Origin of the sequence: uncultured Bacteroides sp. (assembly GCF_947632445.1) — a bacterium.
Lineage (GTDB): Bacteria > Bacteroidota > Bacteroidia > Bacteroidales > Bacteroidaceae > Bacteroides.
On sequence record NZ_CANRPM010000048.1, the window covers coordinates 1 to 24263 of the forward strand.

The following is a 24263-nucleotide window of genomic DNA, read 5'->3' on the forward strand; positions in this document are numbered from 1 at the left end:
TTTTCGGAATCGACGAACACGGGCGTGGCACCGAGGTAGGTTACAGGGTGCGAGGAGGCACAGAAAGTGAAATCCTGCACGATGACCTCATCGCCCGCCCCCACGCCGCAGGCTATGAGCGCCAAATGCACGGCAGCGGTGCCCGACGACAGGGCGACGACCTTCTTCCCTTCGCCGGCGAATGCTTCGAGGTCGCTCTCGAAGCCGTTCACGTTCGGCCCTAACGGCACGACCCAATTCGTGTCGAACGCCTCCTTGATATACTTCTGCTCCTCGCCCGACATGTGTGCGAGGCACAAATAAATACGTTTATCCGCCATTATATTTTTATTATCCATACCAATTCTTTTTATATTTCGGCCGTGTATTGAATGTTATATATGGATTGTAATTCAAAAACTTACCTTTATCCAAAGAATCGATTATCGACATATCTTCTTCTGTTAGAGTAAAATCAAATAAGGAGATATTTTCTTTCAAACGATCGAAATTCCATGTTTTGGGGATTATGGCTATTTGTTGTTGTATCAACCACCGGAGAACCACTTGCGCAATAGATTTGTGATATTTATCTGCAATTGGTCGAATTACCGGATTCTCCAAAATCTCCATACGGGGTTCATTCGATCTGTAATGACTGAATGTACTCATCGCCTCCACTATGATTCCTTTATTCTGACAATATTGAATCAATTGCTTTTGGGTATTGAGTGGGCTTATTTCAAACTGATTTACTGCTGGAACCACATCAGAAACTTCTGCAAGTGCCTGTAAATGGGGGGGGTACAGGAACATACACCTATTGCTCTAATCCTGCCCTCATGATATAGATCTGTCAATACCTCGTACATTCTTCGGTACATCGGCCACGGCCAATGCACGAGAAATAAATCTATATAATTTGTTTGAAGGTTTTCAAAGGATTCTAAAACAACGTTTTTAATAGATCTAAAATTACGAAAATTGAATATCCTGTGTTTGCCATACCTGTATCCGAAATAATACAAGGCATCCGCATTAACCTTTGTTGTTATAAAAACATTTTCTCTCTTTATTCCGTGATATTTCAACGCCAATGCGATTTCCCGCTCATTATGATATCTCCAAGCAGTATCAAATTGGCGATATCCCATCTCATAAGCCTCTCCGATTACTCTTTTTAACTCTCCATTCGGTATTAAATAAGTTCCAAGCCCTACTTGCGGCATCTGAACCCCATTATTTAGTGTTAAGTATGTCATGTTTTATAAAGATTATAGATTATTTCCATTCTAATAATTGATATAATATACCTTTTCCGGTATAGATCTGCGTTATATCTTCTCCGGGTGGGATGTTGCCTTCGATGAGTTCTATTCCATCGGGCGTTATCGCCAAGTCCCAACCCACGTATCTTGCCTCGGGGACACAAAAAGCGACTTCCCGAACCATCTGCATAAGGTCTTGAAAACATGGAATCTCATAGCCGTCGAATTTAATGTGGGAGTATGGATGTTCGGTATATTCCATACATTCCTGTCCATACGCCACCGCTGTCAATTTCCCTGTTTCCAAGTCTATTGGACAAGCCATTCCTCCTGAATGGAAGTTGTCTGTCGTCGATCTGCCGTTTCCGCAACGCAATAATGCCGCGACAATATGCAGTTCTTGGTCTTTGTCTATAACCGTTACTATCCTAACCGTATTTAATGAAGCCGGAGCAAGTATTTTCAATGACTGATGGTTCTCGACAATACTTTCAATGATAAAATTCCCCCCCCCCTCAAAAATCCTGCGGCGCAGCATATCTAATTGACTTTCAGAATCATCAACTTTGAATATACCTACCCCGCACGCCAAATCTATCGGTTTCACAATGACATTCTTCTGTCTGTGGATAAAATTCGATATTTCATTCCAACCATGACCTGCCGTAGTTATCCATGCACGATGAACGTATGGGGCAAATCGCTGGTTAAAGGAGGATTTATCACGAAACAATTGAACAGCGACAGGCGTGGAAAACATTAGGGTAAGGTGGTTATTGTTTTTACGCAAGGAGATATAAGTTTTGCGCTCTTGTGCCGACTTGTTCCAAAATCTAAAAGTGCAGTAATCATTAAAATCGAACCCGTGAAATACAAACCAGTATATCAAATCGAAATAAATGTAGAGACGGTTCTTTGTCGGACATTTCGTCTTTACGAAAGCACTATTCGACCAACTCGATTTACAATATGCGAATACGGTTACAAATCGGTAGAGTTTTAATTTTTTATACATAATTACTTCTTATTAGTTTCTGCCAAATCCGAATATTGGATTCATAGTTTATATTATTGAATGAAAATTATATTTCCACGATTTCACTGATGCGACAATCGACGAAAGGAACGATTGCCGTAGCCCATGTCATACCGACGCCGAAAGCGCTTAGCATCAATCGTTTTTCTCCTTGCATGCGGTCTCGCAGACAATCCGTTATGGTCAGCGGAATCGACACCGACGAGGTGTTGCCGTATTTGTGTATTGTCGAGGGTATGCGCGAGGTGTCGAGTTTCAATTTCCGGGCAATATAGCTGTTGATAAAATTGTTTGCCTGATGAAAAACATACCAGTCCATATCCTCGATTCGTTCGCCGGAGGCTGCAAACAACCGTTTTATGTCTTTGGGTATTTCGCTGATTACAAAATTGAATACATCGCTGCCTTTCATATATCCCTGTTCGTCGCTGCGAATGTTTCCGTACTCATCGACTACTTTTTCCCGCAGCGTCTCCTCGCTGCTCGGATGTCGGTAACCGCCTCCGGGTATCATTATCAGGTCGCCCCGCGAGCCGTCGCTGTTCATCGAAAACCAACTCGTCCCGAATTTCTCGTTCCTCTCTATCAACGCCGCAATTCCTCCGTCGCCGAAGATGAACGCCGAGTGACGGTCTTTGGGCGAATAGACTTTCGAGCGTGTTTCGCCGTCGAGCAACAAGGCTTTTCGCAGTCCGCACCGCTCCATGAAAGCATACATGACGCTCAATCCGTATATGAAACCGGAACAACCCAGATTAATGTCGAATGCTATCGTACCCGACGGCAAACCCAACCGCGATTGCAACAGAATGGAGGTAGCCGGCATCCGGTAATCAGGCGTCTGCGACACGAACACCAATAAATCTATTTCGTCGCGGGATATGCCGTTGTCTTCAATCAACCGTTCCGCCGCCGCTTGGCACAAATCCGACGAACACGTGCCGGCATCGGCAAAACGTCGTTCATAAATGCCGATTTTATCGACTACCTTGCGCACATCTTCTTCCGGAAAATACTGCGTGTAATGATAATTGTCGATTACCTGTTTCGGAACGCAACCGGCTAATGCCGTAATTCCGACTTGCGAATATTGAAGAATTGCCATTCTTAATTATTACCTCTTTGACTATCTATTACTTAATTGTCCCCCCCCCCGTCGATAAACAGGCAAGTTCCTGTAATCCAAGAACTTGCGTTTGAAAGCAGATAAATGACGCCATAAGCGATTTCTTCGGGTCTGCCGAACCGCTTCAAGGGATACATCTGCATATATTGCTGATATTGTTCTTCGGTCAATGTTCCACGATGAATCAGTGGTGTTTCGACCATGCCCGGACAAATACAGTTTACCCGAATTTGCCGAACGGCGAACTCTCGCGCACAAAATTTCATGAAGGAATTGAGCGCCGCCTTTGATGCGCCGTATATGCCACTGCCGTAATTGAATGAAGTAATACCTCCGATAGAAGCAATGACAACCAACGACGATTCGGGTTTCAGAATTTTTTTCTTGTACAGCAATCGGGTCGTCTCTACGGGTGAAAAGAAGTTCGTGTTGAAAATTTTGTCGAATTTCTCCCGCGTCGAGAACTGGACGGGCAGGGTCAGTCCGATGCCGGCGCAAAGGGCGGCTCCGTCGAGCGGAGGAAGTTGTCCGACCAACGACTCGATACCCTCCTGTTCGGAGAGGTCGGCAATCACTTGCCGATGACCTTCGCCCGCAAGCGCATTGAAAGTCTCTTGCAGCCGTTCGGCATTACGACCCGTAATGACTACCGTCGCGCCCATTTTCGAACATTCGATTGCCGTAGCGCGTCCGATACCCGACGACGCACCCGTTACGAGGACGGTCTTGCCCTCCAATGAAAATGGATTATACATAGTTATTGTTATTCTTTTATTTACATTCTACCAAATCCGAAATCACGATATGATCGGTCGCAAATGCCACCGTACCCCACGACAGCCCGACGCCGAATCCGCAGCAGATGAATTTCGTCGGGCGTTCTTCTATCTTTTCTTTCAATTGTGTAACAATGGTCAGCGGTATCGATGCCGACGAGGTGTTGCCAAACCGGTACATACACGACGGAACTTTCTCCTCGTCTAATTTCAGCTTCTTGGCTATCAGGTTGTTCATCTTCATGTTTGCTTGATGAAAAACATAATAATCTGCCGTCTGATAGTCGAATCCGAAATGCTCCGCTAATTTTTTGACCGATTTGGGAGCCGTCGATATGCCGAAAGCAAAAACGTCCATGCCTTTCATACGGGTTTGCAGCCGATTATATCGGCGCCCGTCGATGACTTCCTCCTTGAACGATTCAGGGGTTATCTGGTTCCTCGCACCGCCGTCGGGAATCATGATGGCATCGTATCCGCTGCCGTCCGTCCCGAAATGGAATCGGAACCCTGCGGCACCCTCCCGGTATTCGAGTGCTGTTGCCGTACCGGCACAGCCAAACAGGGGATTATTGCTGGGGACGTGTCGTTTGGCATCTCCGCACAGGAGCAGGGCTTTCCGGATATGTCCGTTTTGAAGAAGCGATACTGCACTGCTCAATCCGTAAACCCAGCCCGAACAGCCCAACACTATATCGGCTGCATAGCACTCTTTTGTAAGCCCCAGCCTCTCTTGTAAAATGCAAGCCGTCGCAGGCAGGAAATAATCGGTGGTTTGAGATACGAATATCAACGCTTCGATTTCCGACCTGTCCCATTTCAAATCGGAAATCAATCGTTCGGCGGCATCATAACATAAATCGGAGGTAGTATGCGTTTCGTCATAACGGCGTTCCAAAACGCCTGTCGTCTTCACAAATCCCTCATTATCATAGTTTTCGGAAATATCCTCTGTTAAATTGCTGACGATGTTGGCAGGTACGCCGGCTGAAAAGCCGGCAACCCGCACATTCCGAAATTCAAAGAATGCCATAGTTTACCTCTTGCTTTGAACGGTCTTGAACAAATCCTCGATGGTTTCGGCATTGCGAATATCGTCGCCTTTGAGGGTAACATCGTACTCCTCGTCGACCATCGCGATAATCGACAGTGCCGTCAGCGACGACCATTCGTCCAACTCGCGAAAGCGGGTCGCAGGAGTAAATGCACTTGCATCGGTATCTTCAAACTGCGATGCGAAATTTTCAATAAATTCTTTCAGTTCCATAATTTAATAATTTGTAAGTGTATGGTTTAATATTTGAATATTTTAGCGGGATTACCCATATAAAGTGAATCATCTTTTGGCTTGGTCATAAGTACGCTGCCGGCACCCAACTTTACCTTATTGCCGATACGCAATAATTGAAGGACATTACTTCCTATACCAAAAAAATTTTCATTTCCGATATGTACTCCGCCACATATTAAAACTTTCGGCATGAATGTATTATAGTTGCCTATTTGTACATCATGCCCAAATGCAATAGAGCCATCCAAAATATTGAAATCCCCAATAACCACATCACAAGACATATAACAATTAGCTATAATGATATTTCCCCGACCGATTTTGAATGTTTCAATATCTGCATATGTCAAATTCGGATGAATTATATTGGGAAATTGTATCAACGGATTATGGATTTGTTCTACTATTTTCCTAATTGTTTGTGGATTGCCAATTGAGATAGTTACGCTCAATTCTTTACGCCAGTTATTAAGCGTGCCTATTCCACCTAAACAAACACCATAATGCGACACCGATGTCCCTGCGGAAATACCGTCATCGAAGAACCCGATCAGATTCCAACGCTCGCTCTCCTCAGGTTGTGCCTCGTTGATCATGCGTATCAGACAAGCGACCTCGCGTCCGAAACCGCCTGCACCGTAGATTGCTATGTCTTTCATCGTTCTGTTAATTGTTTCCTGTAAAAGGTTCCATCGTAGCGTGTCCTTCTTCTGAAATATCTGCCCGACACACTACTTTCTTAATCGTAATGAAAATTACTTGAATATCCGTCCACAACGACACGTGGTCGACATACCACACGTCGAGGGCGAATTTTTCACGCCAGCTTATGGCATTGCGACCATGGCATTGTGCCCAACCGGTAATGCCGGGACGCACCTCGTGGCGGCGTGCCTGCTCAGGCGTGTACAATGGCAGATATTTGACTAAAAGCGGACGAGGGCCGATCAGGGCCATATCGCCTTTGAGCACATTTACAAGTTGCGGCAGTTCGTCGATGGAGGTCGAGCGGATAAACTTGCCAACCTTCGTAAGCCGCTGCACATCGGGCAGCAGGTGTCCGTCGGCATCGCGCTCGTCGGTCATGGTCTTGAATTTGATGACCTTGAATATTTTAGCCTCCTTACCCGGACGTTCCTGCAAAAAGAACGCTCCTGCTCCCTTATTGGCAAAGTGCAACCATACGGCGCCGACCAGCAGCAGCGGAGAAAGGACGACCAGTCCGCACAATGCTGCAACAAAATCTATCAATCGTTTGAAAAAATGACGGTACATGACTATGGTCTGATAATGGGCAGTGTGTCAAGGAGTGGGCGGGTGGCAGATGACTACGACGTCAATAGTTGGACTCGTCTCTAACAAATGCCGACCAACGTTGAACCTTTTTAGCGTAGTGTGTTGAATATTGTATATCGGTTCCTTATCTTTTTGGCATAAGGAATTAAAGCGTCAAACTCGTTCTCTTCCCAATGGATGTTGTTGTGAATAACTTTCAGAATCCCCATTCGGTTGAAGTATTCCGTAATATCGTAGTCATTGTTTGCCCCTATGCGATATTTGCGGTTTATTATTTCGTGTGCCCAACCCACTTGCAATCCGTGGATGGACGAACGGTCGTGGAAATATTCGTCTATCGCATGGCTAATCAGATGTTCTGCCCCACTTGTTACACGTGTCGTCCCGCAGATAATCATCGATAGACCGGACGTTATCAGCCCGTTAGTTAAATCGAACAGAAAATCATTGCTCAACATATCTGCTTCCTTATACCTGAAAAGCGGTATCACGCTTTGTTTGGAAAGCATATAGGCGATCTCGTTAATGGGCTCATGTATATTTTTATGTGCCAGCTTCCAATCTTGCAATGCCGAAAGATTGCTCACCAAGTCGGCCAGACCTGCATACAGCAATGTCGCCGGTGAATGGCGCACTACATCGAAATCAACGATCAAGCCTATGGGGGGGGGTACGCCAAAACTGTATTTCTTTCCATTTTGCGTCAACCGTGCAACGCAGGAATATACGGCATCGTTCGAAAGTGCCGACGGGATGTTGATGTATGGCTTGTCTACCTTGTCTGCGCAATATTTTACCAAATCCAAAACGCTTCCGCCTCCAAAGGCGACTAACAACCCATCAACCTCTTTTATAGGGCTTACAATCTCAGCGACTTCTTCTACATTTCCTCCTTCTACGAAAATAATTTTGCAAAACTCATTTTTCAGAAGACTTTCCCGATAGATATCGTACAGATGCTTTTGGGTAATCAAGACTTTTTGAGGAAAGTGCAGATGTGATGTGTGCAGCTGTTCGTCTATCTTCCCCAAAATGCCCGTCCCGGTCTTAACAATGGCAGGTGTTCTGACAAGATTGTAAAACATGGTGGCGTTGTTAATCCTTTATGGCTTCATACAAACCACGGATGGTTTCAAACGTGTATGTGGGTTTGTAGGGAGAAACTGCGATATCGTCCGGCTTTGCTTCACCTGTAAATACACAGACCGTGTCCACCCCGGCGTTGATGCCTACGGCAATGTCAGTATAAAGCCTGTCGCCGATGCAAACCATTCGAGCCAACGGTGTGTTGAAGCGCCGAGATGCGACATCGACAATCGTCCGATCCGGCTTCCCCACGAAAAGGGGGCTTCTGTCTGTTGCCGCCTCAATCAGTCGCGCTATGGCTCCGCAATCGGGGATGAACCTGTTTCCCTTGATGGGGCATTTCAAGTCGCAGTTGGTGGCGATATAGGGATAACCTCTGCTCACATAATAACATCCTCCGACAATCTTCTCGTAGGTCAGTTCCGTATCAAATCCGAGTACGACAAAATCGACATCCGCCTCTCTGCTGTTTATTGGAACTATCTCGAAACCATTTTCCGACAGCTCCTGTTTGAATGAATCCGTACCTATCACATAGAGTTTCCCTTTCGCTTTCCGCTCATTTAGGTATAGAATCGTGGCATTGACAGATGATACGATGTTGGTTTCTGTTGCTTCTATTCCGAGCGCTGCCAGCTTTTCCACGTATGTTCTCGCACTCTTTGAGGAGTTGTTTGTCATGAAAGCATAATCCTTACCTTGCCGGACCAATGTCCGGAAGAAATCCATGGCACCATCTATCAACTCGTTTTCATGATAGATGGTACCATCCATGTCAAGGAGGAAAAGGGTCTTTTCTTTCAACTCCGTCATATCACGTCTTCTTTGAAAAGTTCCTCTGCCCGTTGCAGGTCGTCGTGGTTGTCTATCTCGAACCATCGACCGCGAATGACGTAAGGCATGAATGTCGTTTTGTCGAATATAGCATCCAAGGCCATCTCAGTCCACAAATTCTCGTCTTTCTTCGCTTCTATAGTGTCGCATACCTCTCTTGTCAGAATGTCTGCAGCCTCGTCATTTAGCTTATAGACATCGATGGAAACGGCATAATATTCGTTCTCGGTGATTTGTTTGCTAATGTGCTTTATCTTGCCGCTTTTATCTGTCGTTATTTTCATGGATTCTTCAAGGTAGCCATTTCGATCGCAGGCTATCAGACTCTTGTCCTCCTTGTCTTTCTCCAAAAGTCCCGTTATGATATTGGCATCGAAATACACATCCGCATTCATTAGCAGAAAACCGGAACCATCTGTATGCTTGAGGGCGAGATAAAGAGAATACATATTGTTGGTTTCCGCATAACGGGAGTTGCCGACAAACGTAATGCCGTCATATTGTTCCACGTGCTTTTTCAATACATCGGCTTTGTAGCCTCCAACAATGACGATATCCTTTACACCCGCTTTGTGCAGATTGTCGATTTGTTTGTCAATGATGCGTATGCCATTAACCGGCACCATGCATTTAGGCACCTCATCAGTAATAGGGCGCAACCTTGTACCCAAGCCTGCTGCTAAAATGATTGCTCGCATTGCTACTATTGTTTGTTCTTGTTTAATTCAGATGCAATGATATCCAATGACTTCTGCGTTGCTTCACCATAAGCCGTAACATATTTGTCGCGGAATTGACATGACAGGTGGCAGGCTTTCTTTTTGTCTAAATGGGTAATAGCGTCGAGCAATTGGTCTTCATTACAGATATTCTCGCAAGACAATTCCTTGCGTATGTCGAAGTAGAGACCGCGCTTTTGGGAGTACTCTTCGTAATCGTATGCAAAACAGAGCATGGGTCTCCCCATCACCGAAAAATCATAAAAAATGCTTGAATAGTCCGAAATAAGAATATCTGCCACTATCATCAGATCGTTCAATTGCGGATAATCCGACACGTTGCGCAAGAAGTCGCTATCTTGCACATTCATATATGATGCCACCTCGTAGTGTGCACGAAATAGTAACACATATTCATCCGACAAGCATTTTTTCCATTTATGGAAGTCAACGGGTATGGAGAGGTGGCAACCAGCACCTTTATTCTCATATTCTCGGAAAGTGGGGGCATAAAGGATTACTTTCTTTGAGGATTCGATGTTTAATGATGCCTTTAATCGTTTTATATCGTCCGGCTTAGCAGCGACCAACTCGTCATTTCTCGGACGACCAATGATGGCAAAACGCTCCAAAGGAATATTAAACACACGAGAGAACATCCGTGCCTCGTAATCACTTTGGGATAACATGACATCCACTTTCGTTTTCGATTTCGTTCGGAAAGACGTATTTTTTTGTGGTATATCACTGCCCATCAGTTTAATTGCTCCGCCGTGCCACGTATTGAGATAGAATGTCCGCTTCCCCTTGAATGACAAGCCCCGCTCTACGCTACTGTTCGTCACCCAGCATCGGGCTTTCAATGCCGTGGCAAAATACTGTAGGGTGTCGGTTTTTATCTTGCGTCCTCTGCCGATGGTGTATGTGTCAGGGCTGTTGAACGCCCATACTAATTCGTAGTCATCAAAACGTCCATCACAGCACATGGCCTCATAGATGCATTTAGGGCTATCATCGTATTTCCTCCCGCCATAGGCAATAAAGAAAATCAGATGGTCCTGTTGCTTTACAAACAGACGCAGTAAGCGCAGGGAAAAAGTACCTACATAGTAATAGCAAGCATATAGGAACTTGACATACTTAGCATAAAAGATGATTTTTTGATTCATAACAAGTGTTATTTGAGTAAACCCTGAATTTTAATTCGTAAAGTCCGTAACTTAAAAACTCTTTTTGAAACACTACCCATATATCAGCAAGAGAGAAAAACAGCACCATCAAACCGCACAGGGCCACCACAAAATCTATCAATCGCTTGAAAAAAAGACGATACATTATCCGAGAGCCTTATACGTATCCAACGCCGCCTTCCATACGTCCTGCTGACGGTATCGAGACGTTATCGTTTTACGGGCGCACGATGCCATGGCCAATCGTTCCTGCGGATGTTCGTACATATATTTCATGGCTTCGTACAGAGCATCGGAATCCTGTTTGGGGATAACCAACCCATTCTGTCCATTCACAATAATTTCATTGCACCCGATTATATCTGTCGTAATGCATGGGACATCCATTGCGCATGCTTCCATCAGTACCATACCAAAACCCTCTCTATAAGAGGGCAGAACCATAACATCAGAACAACCATAGAACGGTCTTACGTCAGCCTGCGACCCAACCCAATGAATACTATGATTTGTTTCAATAATATTTTTTACTTCTTCCGTGATGGGATTGATGGCTTCATATTTTCCTACCAATAATAGAGATAGCGTACTATATTGCTTTTGAAGTCTGCAAAATGCAGAGATTAATTCTTCAATACCTTTGTCTTTAACAATGCGACCGACGAATAAAAAAATAAAATTTTGTTGCGGAAGGTTTAATTGATTTTTAAGTTGCTGTGATGAAACGAGATTTTTTCTGTCATACCTATTCAAATCTATGCCATTTATACTTCCATTGAGGATGATGCTTAATTTCTTTTTTGAGCAAATTTTATCAAGTAACAGCTGATCCATGAGTCCACGACTGACACAAAATACATCAGTGGCGCATAAACACGAGATGCGTTCCATATTTATCAGCAATTTTCTCATCAACCCGGTACAGCCTTGGTAGCGCAACCCATGGCACATATAAATTCTTGTCTTAATACCCGTAACATAGGCAGCCAACATTGAGAGGAAGGATGCTTTTGGAGTGTTTCCATGAACAATATCCGGATGTTGCCTGACAAACAATAAGATAAAATGACATAACCCAATAAAATCCCGAATTGGAGCTATGCCTCGTTTCATTAAAATTGGATAAGTATTACAGTTCTCTTTTTCGCCGAACGTCTTTAATCTTACCCCCGGAGAAGAAACGACTGTAATATTGAATTCCGAACTTAAATATTGTATTTGTCCACAAAAAAAAACAAGTGATTCTGGTATAGTGGTCGTTATATATAGCTTTTGCTTGCCCATAAACAATCGATTGGTATCATCGGCCGACTCGGCTTTTGAATAGAAAATCTTATTGGTAATACGGATTAGGTGATACGTGATATATCATTTAGTCATACCTTTTCCAATAATCAGCCATCAGATAGAGGGGAATGATCATGCCAACCTCATTGAGAAAAAAAGTGTCAGATATGGCTCTGATGAAAAAAGTAATACAAATGATGGACAGGTCAAATCTTTTTCGGAAGACATCCTTTATGGATAGCCAGATGATGTAAAGGGCAGCAAGTCCGAAATAGGCATGCAACATTAGGAAAGAATTGTGTAAATTCCTTTGGAGAGTATATGTTGCATAGATATTATCCGCATTGACACCGAACATAATATGTTTCAATGCCGACTTCCCTGTAAGGAGTTTTAAATATTCATCCACGATTTCCTGTCTGCTGTTGGTTACATCTACAAGTGATTTGCTTCCTGTCATGAATTTCGTCAAATAGTGATCCAGGATATAATCGATATTTTTTATGAAAAGGACCATGAATATCGCCAATAGGAGAATGCCTACAAATAGCACGCTTCTATTATTGATAAACCGCTGACAATATTGGGCTATCAGATAAAATGCACCGGCAAGGATACCCCCTCTTCCCAATCCGATGACACAAGATACAAAATAAGCGATCACAATGACGAATGGTATGCGTTTGCCTTCCTTGTCCAAGACCAATGTGAGCAAGAATAGAAAAAAGGTAACATAGAATGAGAGATAATTCTCACTTTGATTATAGAATACCCTTCCCGGATTGACAAGAAAAAACCTGTACAGTATAAAGGCATAAAGTAGAATAATATTCCATTTCCAGAAATTTACTGAAAATCGTTTAATGTGCGAGAATACAATAGCAACAGGAAAGAATACGAACAAGGTTGTAAACACATAAGCCAATTTCGATTGTCCTATCAACGTATTGTTTAAAATCCCGAAGAAAGACAGCGCAACGATAAAATAAAAGAAATGTTTTTTCAGTCCAAAACGACTTATGCAACGAGTGAAAAGGACAAATCCCGCTATAATACCAAGCGCTCCGCACGTGTACAAATACTTCGGAGCAATATGTTGTACGATCATTATCCAAATAATGACAGCACTCCATAATTCCAAAGCGAAATTTTTGTTTGTACCGATCCTTATGCTCATCTACACATACGATAAAGTCCATAAAAAAGTGTCGGAGACCACCTGTATAAATGTAAAACGAAGCGCTCACGTACAGATATATCGCTCCAATCCGTGATATGATCATAATTACTGCGATAGGCTGCTTTCAATCTTTCCGTGCATGATTTCTCGTAATGGGCCTTTTCCCATGCGCACCATCTCAGTATAATCCTAATGCATAGCTCTTTATGGACAAAAGGTATCAAGGTAGAATCGTTTTTGATTTTCAGATAATTAATGATTTGATCATATATTTCCATAAAATCAAATTTTGGATTTATGGAAACGGGTCTCATAATACTGCCTTGTCTCATGTAGTAATAGTACAATTGTCTGTTTGTTAGAGCAATTCTTTGTGCCCGGTGTTGGAGAAAAAAAGAATATCCCTCATCTTCATTGATTTTTCCAACGGGAAACCGTTCGTCTGCATATTTTGCTGAATAAAGCTTTCCCCATGCCGTACATCTGTAGCTTCCATCCGTGTCGGTATATAAATCATGAAAATTCCAAACGGTGTCTGTTGCATCGGAATTCCTGTCCGGAAATTGGCTATCACTACCATGTATACAGCCACACTGACTGATGTTTGTCCCGTATTTCATACAAAGAGCCAACAAGGTGGAGACATAGTCGGGATGGACAAAATCATCGCTGTCGATAAATGTATAATAATCCCCGTGCATTGAATCCAATCCTGCATTTCTTGCCGATGACAATCCTCCGTTTTGTTTGTGAATCACATGAATCCGGCTATCATGTTTTGCATACGCTTCACAAATCTCACCGCTCGAATCCGTAGAACCGTCATCAATTAAAAGAATTTCCATATTGCGATAGGTCTGTTTCAGAACAGACTCGAGACATCTCGGTAAATATTTGGAAACATTATAGACCGGGATAATCACTGAAATCAAATCTTCTGTCATGGGATACATGCTATTATTATTTCCGGCATATCCTTATTCTCGATCAATTCTATAAGGATGCCAGATAATCAAGGTCCGAAGCCGGATCGGATGGCACTTGTACAGTTTGCTCTTCTAATGACTTTTCATATAAAACACGCTCCAGCTCATCGATGGAACCAATGCAGTAAACATTGGGAAAGGATGCGTATTCATCCAAAAAATTCGTTTCTATTGTGATATTGTGAAAGTACCGATAGGTGTAGATGATTTTACAGGGCTCCCCCATGTCATGTAGATGAAAAGCAGCGGACGATGCGACCGTTATAATGGCTTCAGGTGCCACCATTTTTGTCAAAATCTCAACCGGGATCCAATTCCACTTCCCAATATCCAATGCACTCACATTGCGGAGATTATATAACGAACTATATTTTGTGTCCATTTCCCGCGGATGTTTTCGAATATAGATATGGTAATCGTTTTCGATCTTTCTGGCAATTTGGGAGATCCATGCAATTTCCTCTTTTTCGGATATTCCGTGTACATATACTGGTGCACCAATCCATATTATTTTTTTACCGGCTGATGCAGGGAGATTTTCGTGCAGAAACTCAAGGTCAAAAACGGACTGAATATTTGTAAAAACATTGCTTTGCCGGATTATTTTGGCATGGAATTTTTTTTGAGGCGGCCACCTGTCAGGTTGCCGGACAATCCATACATCTACTTCCCCGCTTTGACCAATATAATCTAAATTGTTCACACCTATGAGGGTGCGTATCAATCTTTTTAGGGCTGCTGAATAATTGGACGGACGGGATAATGTGTTAGACGTTTCGTATGTTCCTTCACCTTCTTCTATCATGCATACGGTATTGTTTTTGTGCCTTTTCAATGTCCGAATCGTACTTAAGGTATAATCGTTCTGATCGGAAAAACAGATAAACAGGGTATCGTCTTTCCATTCGTGTAGGAATGCTCTGCAGATTCCCAATAAAGGATAAAGGTATCTTCCTGACAAAATGCGCAGTACGAGATGTCTTATCCTTCCGTAGAAATGATCCGGATGATCTCTGACGATATGAATTGTATCGAAATATGGCTTCCATCTTTCCAATTCTATCTGACATTGCAATCCGTGATAAAAGTACAGGTGTTTTTTCAGAGAAGGATTCCAACGGACATTGACGGCATAATAGAGGCATGTATATAATTGATAGGTTGTAAATGCATAAAATACAACCCTCTTTTTTGTTATATTCATAACGATGGATTTATAACAACTTTTGTAAGTTGCGAAAGTTTAGTTTTTCGTAAAATAATGCCGGAATTTATTTTGTACGAATTGTATACATTGTCTTTTCTCTGTTCCGTCCAAGCCGACAAGCCAGACGAGAGCAGGGATAAAAACGAGGGAACTGACTGCCGTACAGACTATCCGGAGGAAAGACGGTTCCATGAGCCTCACAAGAAGACCAACTGCAAGAAAACCCACAATGAAAACAAGCCATAGTCTTACCATGACGCACAAGGCATAGTTCTTTATATTCAGCGATATCACGGTTTTCGCCTGCCACAGAATCACCATGACATACGGGATACTTAGCCCGACGATCACTACGTATGGGACTAAAGGACCTCCCCCTATCCATTTTAGCACGCAATAGGTCAACGGTATGTTCATCAAAAGGACTATACTGGAATATAACTGGACATTCCTGATTTTATTGGCTGCCTGAAAGGCCGCAATGATTTGATTTATCTGCGTCTCTATCAGCAACGACAGAATTATTAGTCTCGCAATCGAGGCCGTGTAGGGAGGAACGGCTCCAAGCCACAACTTCAGAATGGTGTCCATCTCGATGATGAGCGGAATGGCAAGGGTGGTCAGAATATAGAATGCCATTTTCGAACTCTGGAACACCAGTTTCCACATCTTTCCTGTCTTGCCGACCGCATAGTATTTGGTGATTTGCGGACGTGTCGCCATATACAGATTATTGACAAACTGGTTCAAAGCTCCGTAGATTTGCTGCGAGATGGAATGTGCCGCATTGACGAGGGTTCCGAAAAACAGGTTCATCAGCACGTTCAATCCTTGCTGGCGGGAAATCAATGCCACGCAGCCAACAGCATTCCACCCGGAATAGGAAAGCAGTTCCCCACCTGTCTGCCTGTTCCATAAAAACCTGATTTTGCGGCACTCCCTGAAATGCGACCGGCAGTATCCCCAATAAATACCATTGATTATCAGCGATACCATACAGGTCAGAATCCCGTATACAATCAATTTTTCCTGTAGAATATATTGCAATGCGATGGCCACGACCAACTGCAACAAACATTTCAAGATGCCGAGACAGGCATAAAAGTTCATCCTTTCGTATGCAATGACCGTGGAGACAAAGGGAATAGTTATCAATTCTGCAGTAAACGAGACAAGGGATAACTGGAAGATCACATTGGTCGCACTCATCCGTCCGGACGGGATGTTCATCTTGTGATTGAGAAGCCACAATCCCCCTGTCTCTAAACATACAATTGCAACAATCGCAAATATCGTATAAATGGAAAATATTGTGTCAAATGTCTTTTTCAGCAGCTCCTCGTCCTGCACGCCCAAGGAATATGCAATGAACCGTTGGGAACCGGAGGACAGCGACATACCCACGAAAGAAAACATCGTCACAACACCGCACACCACAGAATAGAGTCCATAATCCGATACACCGAGCGCACGAAAGACAACAGGGACGGTGTACAGCTGTATGATGATTTGCAGAACTAACCTGACAGAAAGAAGAATGGTGTTTCGAGCAATCCGCGTATATACTCCCATAACGTACGATGATTCTGTATGGCAAAGATTCTTGCAGTAGTTTTCTATCAGACTATTTGTTCCACGATTTTCTCCACAAATTCTCTGAAAACTCCTTCACCGCCTTTTTTGTCGAGACGGACAGTTGCGAGGCTTCGGACATATTCCGGTGCGCTTGCCGGTACACCGGACATTCCGACCGCTTTGAGCAACTCGACATCATTGATATCATCGCCGATATAGGCTATCTCCGACAGATCATATCCGTTGGATTGGCAAATTTTCTTTGCGGCAGCCAATTTGTCCGCTACGCCTTGACACAGAAAATCGACTTTCAATTTTTCGGCACGCCGTGCAACGATTTGAGTCTCTTCGCCCGTGATGATGCCCACTTTGATGCCGCGTTCATGGGCAAGACGCACCGCCACTCCGTCGTAGGTATGGAATTTTTTCCATTCATTGCCGGTTTGATCGTAGTACATTCCTCCGTCCGTCCAGACGCCGTCGATATCCGTGAAGATTGCCTTAATCGGGGTCATGCCAAGTCTCCGTTATATATGATGCTATCCGCTTCGATGTCGCGCTGCGCCGTCATACCCGGCAGCGTGTCATATATTTCCGGAGACAGGCCGCCTCCCGGACATTTGACCGTTATATCCGCAGCCGTGATTTTCTGCCCCTTGTGAATCGGGTGTAAACTTACAACGCTTACTCCGTATTTCTCGCGTTGCGAAAGTTCCGATTCATGAATGTATTTCTCCGGTACGCCCAACCCTTTGTGGGCAGACTTGGCATATTTGCAAATCAGTTCCAACCCTCGCGGCTCCACAGAGGCTATATGGTCGGGTCCTGTCATCATGCGGTCCAACGTAAAGTGCTTCTCTATAATGCACGCTCCGAATGCCACCGAGACAGCCGGTATAATAACTCCTTTGTCATGCGAAGAATAACCTACCAACGTGTGCAATTTTTGTTTGAACGTATCCAATACCCGCAAATTCACCTCTTCATCGGGACAGGGATATAAGGTGGTCGCCTGCAATACGACTATCTGGTCGTTGAATTGCCGGATATAATTTACCGACCGTTCTATTTCAGCCATATTGTGCATTCCGGTCGAGAGAATCATCGGTTTTCCATAGCCGGCAATTTCTTTCAATAGCGGATAATGCGTGACAAAAGGCGAAGCTATTTTGTGTATCGGGACATTCAATACGTGTTCGATGAAACGGAATGACGTGAAATCGAAACCGCTGCACAAGAAGTCGATTTTCAGGCTTTGTGCATACTTGTACAATTCCAGATATTGTTCATCTGAAAATTCCAATGCCTTTTTGTGTTCGCCGTATGTCTTGCCGAATGCATAATCTTTGTTGTATGGCTTGTTCAAATGCTCATGCGTAAACATCTCCTCGATGGTACGTTTCTGAAACTTGATGGCATCGGCTCCGGCTTTGCTTGCTTCGTATATCAATTGTTTGGCAATTTCGATATTGCCATTGTGATTGATTCCTGCCTCGGCGATAATATAGGGAGCATAATCTTCTCCGATGAATCGCGGACCGTGAATACTGTTGATTTTTATTTTCATTGTATAATTATTTGTTCTTTATTGCTTCTACAAACCATTGTGTGATGACTCTCGGTCGGGTGATTGCGGTTCCTGTTATTACCGCATAAGCACCTAATGACATGGCTTTTGCTGCGTCAGCCGGCGTATTGATTCTGCCTTCTGCAAATACCGGAATAGAGAGTGTGTTCAAGGCTTTTTCAATCAATGCGAAATCGGCTGTATGAGAATCTGTTTGCGTGTCGGGAGTATATCCGCTCAATGTGGTGGAAACGCAATGTGCTCCTGCCTGTTCGCACGCCACAGCTTCCTCGTAAGTCGCTATGTCCGCCAAAAAGATACTATCCGGATATTTTTGACGGGCACAGGAAATAAACTCCGCGCCGCTCATTCCTTCCCGTTCCCGAAAAGTCCCGTCGACCGCAATGATTTCACATCCGACAGAAACAAGCGCATCGACCTCCCGCATCGACCCTGTTATCCGCACATATCCATCATCGAAATGAGATTTCAACAATCCGATAACAGGCAGATTGACCACTTTCTTGATCGCTTTGATTTTCTCTATTCCCTCTGTCCTGATTCCTTTCGCACCGCCCATTTGCGCCGCCTGCGCAAATAAGGCGACATATTCGGGAACATTAAACGGGTCTTTCCCTTCTGCTTGACAAGACACAATCATCTCGCCCCGCAGCATGTCTATAATATTCATTGTTTGCTAATAATATATGCCGCATACGCAAAGTCGTCGGGCGTATCTATATCTATTTGGGCATACGGATGGTCGATGATATACGGAAAGGGGGCGTCGTCGATGATTTTGCACTCATCTATTAAAGAGCGATGAGTAATGTAAAGAAGACCGTTTTCATAATATAGGGGTGTCATGTCTTGACTGCGTTGCCCGAATTTATAATTCCATGGGATATACCGGTCATCTTCGATTTTCCCTAATTTCCTGTATGACGGAGATACGCCGACCAAACACCTTTTTCCGGACTGTTGCAGCTTATCCATTGCTTCTCGCAACATTCCTCGCGGGCGCAAGGGATTGGTGCATTGCAGCAATATCATGTAGTCATAAAGAATGTCTGCTCCTTGCACCTCTGTCGAAACATGTTGAAGCACATCTGCCGTAGGCACCAAATCTCCCGACAACGATTCGGGACGTTTGATAATATGGATTCCATACGGTTTGACGACTTCCATTATCTCCGCATCGTCCGCAGAAACGTAAATATCATTCGGAGAAAAATCGCATAATGCGTATTCAATGGAATGGCAGATTAGAGGTTTCCCGCTCAAAGGCAATATGTTCTTTCGAGGCAATCGTTTCGAACCTCCCCGAGCCGGAATGACAACGATATATTTTTGCATAAACTGAGTATGGGCGTTTGTCTGCAATATTGTAAAGAACCTTGACAGAAATCAGAATAGCGAATTCTGCTTTTTATTTGTAATCCCCACGCCCACTTCAAACCTTTCGTGCCAGACTCCGTCACGATCTTGATAGAAGAGTTCACGGTTATACCATTTGTCCATGATTTTCCAAAATTCACGTGGTGTCATGCGTGTATATTCTATAAAAGCATCTACGATCCCCTGATCTAAACGTTTGTCATATTTTTTAACGAGAGGGATCATTTCTTCGCGCGTGGCAAGACCTGCTCGTATCCATCGAGAAGCCATCTCCGTTGCGGAGGCATGTGCAAATTTGGGGTATTTCAGATATTGATTCAAAAGATAACTGAGGGAATCGATTTGATTATAGTTCTCTAACGTCCCTTCTCTGACATATTCATGTTCCATGTGGTGGAAACCCCAACGTTTGGCTACCTCGAAATTATGATGCGAGTCCCAAGGTACAAAATAGCTCAAATAAACAGCCTCGAGTCCACTTCGATCATACTCTTCCATCGTCATTTGTTTTGCAGAATCCAACTCTGCAGCCGTAATCTGCCCGTCTTCCAGCCATTTATCCCAAACCGGCTTCACGACATCGTTAAGTGGCTGAAATTTTGCAGAAGGCGTTTCGATGTTGTATTTTCCACCATACGTATAGTTCACATTTTCTCCATAAACTAACAATTTTAATCCGAGTTGTGCGGCCATACGGTATGGAAAAGCATAGATAAGAGCATCTATATACCAGGTCGGAGACCCGATTTCTTCAAAGGCCTTGCGTGCCATAATCCGAGCGACATGAGGATTAGGCTGGATGCTGATTACGTCGCAACTGAACGCATCTGCGATATTTTGAATATTCCCCCCCCCGTTTTTGTCCAGTCCGTACATGCGGTTGAAAGCAAAACTGGGTTCATCTTCATGACCTCTTTCATAATATAGGTCTGAAAATGAGAATCCTTGCCACCGGATACGGCAATGGCACAATCATATTTGTTCGGCCCGTTGCATCCTCTATACTTGTCGCACAAAACTTCCAATTCCCTGAAACGAGCGTCCCAGTCCGTATGTTTTTGCTTTTCGTAATTGTGACATGGTGCACAAACACCGTCTTCCATAAACGTGATGCCCGGTCTGGTATCCGGCATCAGACATTTTTTACAATACTTCATATATGTGTCAGTTTAAAATTGTTTAACTATTTATGTTTCAAGCACTCGCCCTGTGAGGCACTTACGCCACGCACCCAACACTTCATGCCGACTTATCAGTGTCTTTTGCAAATAGGATTGACCCTACGAAACACAAAGTGTCCATATTCATGCTTTTTCTTCCTGTTCCCCAGCCATCTCCCTAAATCTCGGATTTTCGGGAATGTATTCGGGAACGGTGTGCTTCATCAGGCGCACCATGTCGGGGATATTGACGGCGCGGGAGAGGGATTCGAGTTCGTTGACGACGGATTTGGCGTTGTCGTATGCGTATTCCCGTACCTTGGCGATGCGTATGCGATCGTGCGACGTCGGCAGGGTGTTCTCCTCGTTCGCCAGCACCTCCTCGTAGAGCTTCTCGCCCGGACGCAGCCCCGTGTATTCTATCTTGATGTCCTTGCCCACTTCGAGGTTGCACAGCCGTATCATCATCTCCGCCAGATGGGCGATCTTCACCGGCTCGCCCATGTCGAAGACGCAGATCTCGTTGCCCGCCGAGATGGTCGCGGCCTCCATGACCAGCCGGCACGCCTCGGGTATGGTCATGAAGAAGCGCATAATCTCTGGATGCGTCACCGTCACCGGCCCGCCGTGCTCGATCTGCTCCTTGAAGCGCGGTATCACGCTGCCGTTCGATCCGAGCACGTTCCCGAAGCGCGTCGTGACGAAGCGTGTCCTGCCCTGCACCTTTCCGGCCGCCACGGCCAGCCCCAGCGACTGCACGTAAATCTCCGCCAGCCGCTTCGTGCAGCCCATGATGTTCGTCGGGTTTACCGCCTTGTCCGTCGAGATCATCACCATGCGCTCCACGTCGTATTCGATGCACTTGTCCGCGACGTTGCGCGAACCTGCGACGTTCACCAATACCGCCTCGCACGGGTTCTCCTCCATCAGCGGCACATGCTTGTAGGCCGCGGCATGGAAGACTATCTGCGGGCGATATTCGCGGAACACATAGTTCAAACGCGACGGCATGCGCACGTCCCCGATGACGGGCGTATATTTCAGCTCCGGACAGCGGTCGTCGAACTCCAGCCGCAGGTTGTGCAGCGGCGTCTCGGCATTGTCGTACATCACTAATTCACGCAGCCCGAACTGCGCCAACTGCCGGCACAGCTCCGAGCCGATAGAACCCGCAGCGCCCGTTACCAGAATGGTTTTGCCGGCGAATCCCGCCTTTATCTCTTCGAGCGATATGTTTATCTCCGGCCGTCCCAGCAAATCCTCGATATGAATCTTTCTGACCGGTTTGGGTATCTGTCCGTCGCAGATTCTGTCGATGGTCGGGGCTATCAATGTCTGCAACCGGCACTCCGTGCAGTAGCGCAGCAGCCGTTCCTGCTCGGCCTGCGCATCGGTATAGTAGGCGAACAATACGCCGTCGATGCCGTAGCGGTCGCGCAGCCAGCACAGTTCCTTTTCCGTCTCGAAATAGTAAACTTTGTATCCGGACAGGATATGCCCTTTCTGCCGTTTCCCGTAGGTCAGGAAGCCCGCCACCTTGTAGTGTTTCGAGTTCTGAAGCCGCACGATTTGTGACACCGATTTGTCTCCCGTGCCGTAAATCAGAATCCGCTGCACCGAATGTCGGATATTCATGCGCCTGCGGAGAATGTTGTAGGCGGTAACCATCCCTATCCGCAACAATACCAACGTGCCGAACGTCAGCAGGAAGTCGAACAGCAGCAGCCACAGTTGCTGAATATCCCGTGCGCCGGAGAGAAGGATCAGCATGATGCCCATCAGCACCGTCTTGCCGAAGACCGCGGCGACCAGATCCCCGATCTCACGCAGGGTCGAGTAGCGGATAATCGCCCGGTAGGTATGCAGACTCAGGAACATGATACCCGAAGCAATCACACTTCCGATAATCCACCAGGTAAGGAATCCGATACCGAACGAACGGGAGACGAGCAGATTGTAAAGCAGCAGGCTCACCAGGGAGGAGCAGGCCGAAACAGCCATGTCGAATCCCAGTATCAGCCATGCACTGAAATAATTCTCCAACCGCAATCTTTTCAATATCATATTGAGGAATCCGCTGTTGCCCATAGAGTTTCCTTTCGTATCTCCACCCTTATCCCATTCTCCCAAACGGGGGGGGGGTAATTTACTGTTTGTCATCTGATTATACTATATTTCTATCCTTTGCCTTTTCGAAGAGTTGTTCTTCGGCTTTGTCCTCTTTTCCGCTGGCAGCCAGACAACTCATCACTACACCGCCGAACAGTGCACCGACAAAAAAGGCGGCAATGATCCAAACTGTCATGGTATGATTTTCCGTTACAGGTTGTTTTGTCGAGGTTATGCGGTTACGTGCTTATGCAATCTGCGCCAGCATCTGCATCTTGATGTCGTGGTTGAGTTTTATGCAGGTGTAGTCCATGCAGACAGCAAGCGACCACAGGTATTCGTCGCTCCCTTCCGGGCAGGTTTTCAGTCGTTCTGCTGCACGTTTTGCAACTGCCTCGGCGCGTGTCCAATCCGGTTGTCCGATGCCCCATATCAGTGTCCAATAGAGAAGGAACAGCTCGCGGGAAGTCGTATTTGAGTTGTGAGAAATGATCTGCCCGAAACAACGGTTGCGTGCCCGCTCGATTACCGAATCGAAGTGTATACCGCCGTGCGCGTTTGCATAGCCCGTCAGGATGTCGAGGCGCTGCAGCGCCTCGCCTGTCGTGATGCCGTCCCAACTGCCGTCGGCATTCATCTCCGATGCCCATGTTTCAACCCGCTGCCGCATATACCGGAAGTCCGGTTGTGCAGGTTTGTCTTCTTCGACCATATACCGCGTCGCCTCGATGATGCAGTGCAGTATCCCGTACTCCGTCCGGCGTTCCGGTTCGGTGAACGGCTGTCTTGTCGTGTCGTGTTTCTTCTTCCATTCGTCGACAGCACGCCATGCGCAGTGTTCGACCATGCGGTCCCTGCGTTCATCAAACACGGCAGCGGGCATGGCGAACAGGTTATACAGTGCGGGTATCATCCGGCTGCGCCGCGCGAGTGTCTGGTTGCTCCGGCAGCGCTTGTGGCAAATAGCAAATAGCTGATTCATCGCCTCGCGGTGCGGCGACACACTGCCGTACTTCTCCAAGTTATTGCCGACAATTAGGTTTGCCACCGAGAGATGGATATTCATCAGGGCAACCACTGCCCCGTCCGTCAATCGGTCGTCAATCCGGAATGCCCGTATTTCGTTTATCTGTCCGGCCAGTTTGCTGTCTATCATTGTTTTCCGATTATGCGATATTGCTGAATATTCTCTC

The 24263-nt window shown here is 45.3% G+C and carries 28 protein-coding genes; all 28 read right to left on the reverse strand.

The window, feature by feature from the left end; translation table 11 throughout:
* Positions 1–320, reverse strand: a 320-nt coding sequence (locus Q0Z70_RS09705) for a DegT/DnrJ/EryC1/StrS family aminotransferase (RefSeq protein WP_298074072.1), incomplete at its 3' end; no start/stop codon positions are given.
* A gap of 10 nt (positions 321–330) precedes the next feature.
* Complete coding sequence (locus tag Q0Z70_RS09710) at positions 331–795, reverse strand: aldo/keto reductase (protein ID WP_298074024.1); 465 nt, start codon at positions 793–795, stop codon at positions 331–333.
* The gene (locus tag Q0Z70_RS09715) at positions 732–1241 is read right to left on the reverse strand and encodes an aldo/keto reductase (RefSeq protein WP_298074026.1); all 510 of its coding nucleotides are present in this window, start codon (positions 1239–1241) and stop codon (positions 732–734) included. Before Q0Z70_RS09715 ends, Q0Z70_RS09710 begins: the two co-directional genes overlap by 64 nt.
* A gap of 19 nt (positions 1242–1260) precedes the next feature.
* Complete coding sequence (locus Q0Z70_RS09720) at positions 1261–2262, reverse strand: sugar-transfer associated ATP-grasp domain-containing protein (RefSeq protein WP_366807258.1); 1002 nt, start codon at positions 2260–2262, stop codon at positions 1261–1263.
* Positions 2263–2329: 67 nt separating this feature from the next.
* Positions 2330–3388, reverse strand: coding sequence for a 3-oxoacyl-ACP synthase III family protein (locus Q0Z70_RS09725; RefSeq protein WP_298074028.1), 1059 nt, complete (start codon positions 3386–3388; stop codon positions 2330–2332).
* Between the two features lie 32 nt (positions 3389–3420).
* Positions 3421–4164 (reverse strand): SDR family oxidoreductase, encoded by a 744-nt coding sequence (locus Q0Z70_RS09730; RefSeq protein ID WP_298074031.1) that lies wholly within the window; start codon positions 4162–4164, stop codon positions 3421–3423.
* Between the two features lie 16 nt (positions 4165–4180).
* Positions 4181–5218: a 3-oxoacyl-ACP synthase III family protein gene (locus Q0Z70_RS09735; RefSeq protein ID WP_298074032.1), complete on the reverse strand. Its 1038-nt coding sequence runs from the start codon at positions 5216–5218 to the stop codon at positions 4181–4183.
* Between the two features lie 3 nt (positions 5219–5221).
* Entirely contained in the window at positions 5222–5452 is a 231-nt protein-coding gene (locus tag Q0Z70_RS09740; RefSeq protein ID WP_298074034.1) for an acyl carrier protein, read from the reverse strand.
* Positions 5453–5478: 26 nt separating this feature from the next.
* Positions 5479–6135, reverse strand: a complete 657-nt coding sequence (locus tag Q0Z70_RS09745) for a serine acetyltransferase (RefSeq protein WP_298074036.1) — start codon at positions 6133–6135, stop codon at positions 5479–5481.
* Positions 6136–6142: 7 nt separating this feature from the next.
* Positions 6143–6751 (reverse strand): sugar transferase, encoded by a 609-nt coding sequence (locus tag Q0Z70_RS09750; protein ID WP_298074038.1) that lies wholly within the window; start codon positions 6749–6751, stop codon positions 6143–6145.
* Positions 6752–6861: 110 nt separating this feature from the next.
* A complete protein-coding gene (locus tag Q0Z70_RS09755) occupies positions 6862–7857 on the reverse strand; it encodes an iron-containing alcohol dehydrogenase (protein ID WP_298074040.1) in 996 nt (331 codons plus the stop codon).
* 10 nt (positions 7858–7867) lie between these two features.
* The gene (locus tag Q0Z70_RS09760) at positions 7868–8671 is read right to left on the reverse strand and encodes an HAD-IIA family hydrolase (RefSeq protein ID WP_298074042.1); all 804 of its coding nucleotides are present in this window, start codon (positions 8669–8671) and stop codon (positions 7868–7870) included.
* Positions 8668–9390: a phosphocholine cytidylyltransferase family protein gene (locus tag Q0Z70_RS09765; protein ID WP_298074044.1), complete on the reverse strand. Its 723-nt coding sequence runs from the start codon at positions 9388–9390 to the stop codon at positions 8668–8670. The genes Q0Z70_RS09760 and Q0Z70_RS09765 overlap by 4 nt, the downstream gene beginning before the upstream one ends.
* Before the next feature lie 5 nt (positions 9391–9395).
* Positions 9396–10580 carry a CDP-glycerol glycerophosphotransferase family protein gene (locus tag Q0Z70_RS09770; protein WP_298074046.1) on the reverse strand — a complete coding sequence of 395 codons (1185 nt, stop codon included), beginning with the start codon at positions 10578–10580 and terminating at the stop codon, positions 9396–9398.
* A 165-nt stretch (positions 10581–10745) separates the two neighbouring features.
* Positions 10746–11885 (reverse strand): glycosyltransferase family 4 protein, encoded by a 1140-nt coding sequence (locus Q0Z70_RS09775; protein WP_298074048.1) that lies wholly within the window; start codon positions 11883–11885, stop codon positions 10746–10748.
* Positions 11886–11973: 88 nt separating this feature from the next.
* Positions 11974–12588: a hypothetical protein gene (locus Q0Z70_RS09780; RefSeq protein WP_298074050.1), complete on the reverse strand. Its 615-nt coding sequence runs from the start codon at positions 12586–12588 to the stop codon at positions 11974–11976.
* Between the two features lie 473 nt (positions 12589–13061).
* Positions 13062–14012, reverse strand: a complete 951-nt coding sequence (locus Q0Z70_RS09785) for a glycosyltransferase family 2 protein (protein ID WP_298074051.1) — start codon at positions 14010–14012, stop codon at positions 13062–13064.
* A 49-nt stretch (positions 14013–14061) separates the two neighbouring features.
* The gene (locus Q0Z70_RS09790) at positions 14062–15258 is read right to left on the reverse strand and encodes a polysialyltransferase family glycosyltransferase (RefSeq protein ID WP_298074053.1); all 1197 of its coding nucleotides are present in this window, start codon (positions 15256–15258) and stop codon (positions 14062–14064) included.
* A 39-nt stretch (positions 15259–15297) separates the two neighbouring features.
* Positions 15298–16833 (reverse strand): lipopolysaccharide biosynthesis protein, encoded by a 1536-nt coding sequence (locus Q0Z70_RS09795; RefSeq protein ID WP_298074055.1) that lies wholly within the window; start codon positions 16831–16833, stop codon positions 15298–15300.
* A 47-nt stretch (positions 16834–16880) separates the two neighbouring features.
* A complete protein-coding gene (locus tag Q0Z70_RS09800) occupies positions 16881–17351 on the reverse strand; it encodes an HAD family hydrolase (protein WP_298074057.1) in 471 nt (156 codons plus the stop codon).
* Positions 17348–18403, reverse strand: coding sequence for an N-acetylneuraminate synthase family protein (locus tag Q0Z70_RS09805; protein WP_298074059.1), 1056 nt, complete (start codon positions 18401–18403; stop codon positions 17348–17350). Before Q0Z70_RS09805 ends, Q0Z70_RS09800 begins: the two co-directional genes overlap by 4 nt.
* 7 nt (positions 18404–18410) lie before the next feature.
* The gene (locus tag Q0Z70_RS09810; protein WP_298074061.1) at positions 18411–19094 is read right to left on the reverse strand and encodes an N-acetylmannosamine-6-phosphate 2-epimerase; all 684 of its coding nucleotides are present in this window, start codon (positions 19092–19094) and stop codon (positions 18411–18413) included.
* A complete protein-coding gene (locus Q0Z70_RS09815; protein WP_298074063.1) occupies positions 19091–19759 on the reverse strand; it encodes an acylneuraminate cytidylyltransferase family protein in 669 nt (222 codons plus the stop codon). The genes Q0Z70_RS09810 and Q0Z70_RS09815 overlap by 4 nt, the downstream gene beginning before the upstream one ends.
* Positions 19760–19810: 51 nt before the next feature.
* On the reverse strand, positions 19811–20572 hold the full coding sequence (locus Q0Z70_RS09820) for a hypothetical protein (protein WP_298074065.1): 762 nt from the start codon (positions 20570–20572) through the stop codon (positions 19811–19813).
* 35 nt (positions 20573–20607) lie between these two features.
* Positions 20608–20958 carry a hypothetical protein gene (locus tag Q0Z70_RS09825; protein WP_298074067.1) on the reverse strand — a complete coding sequence of 117 codons (351 nt, stop codon included), beginning with the start codon at positions 20956–20958 and terminating at the stop codon, positions 20608–20610.
* A 147-nt stretch (positions 20959–21105) separates the two neighbouring features.
* Entirely contained in the window at positions 21106–23025 is a 1920-nt protein-coding gene (locus tag Q0Z70_RS09830) for a nucleoside-diphosphate sugar epimerase/dehydratase (protein ID WP_298074076.1), read from the reverse strand.
* A gap of 100 nt (positions 23026–23125) precedes the next feature.
* Positions 23126–23266 (reverse strand): hypothetical protein, encoded by a 141-nt coding sequence (locus Q0Z70_RS09835; RefSeq protein ID WP_298074068.1) that lies wholly within the window; start codon positions 23264–23266, stop codon positions 23126–23128.
* 51 nt (positions 23267–23317) lie between these two features.
* The coding region (locus tag Q0Z70_RS09840) for a hypothetical protein (protein ID WP_298074070.1) at positions 23318–24263 on the reverse strand (946 nt) is incomplete at its 5' end.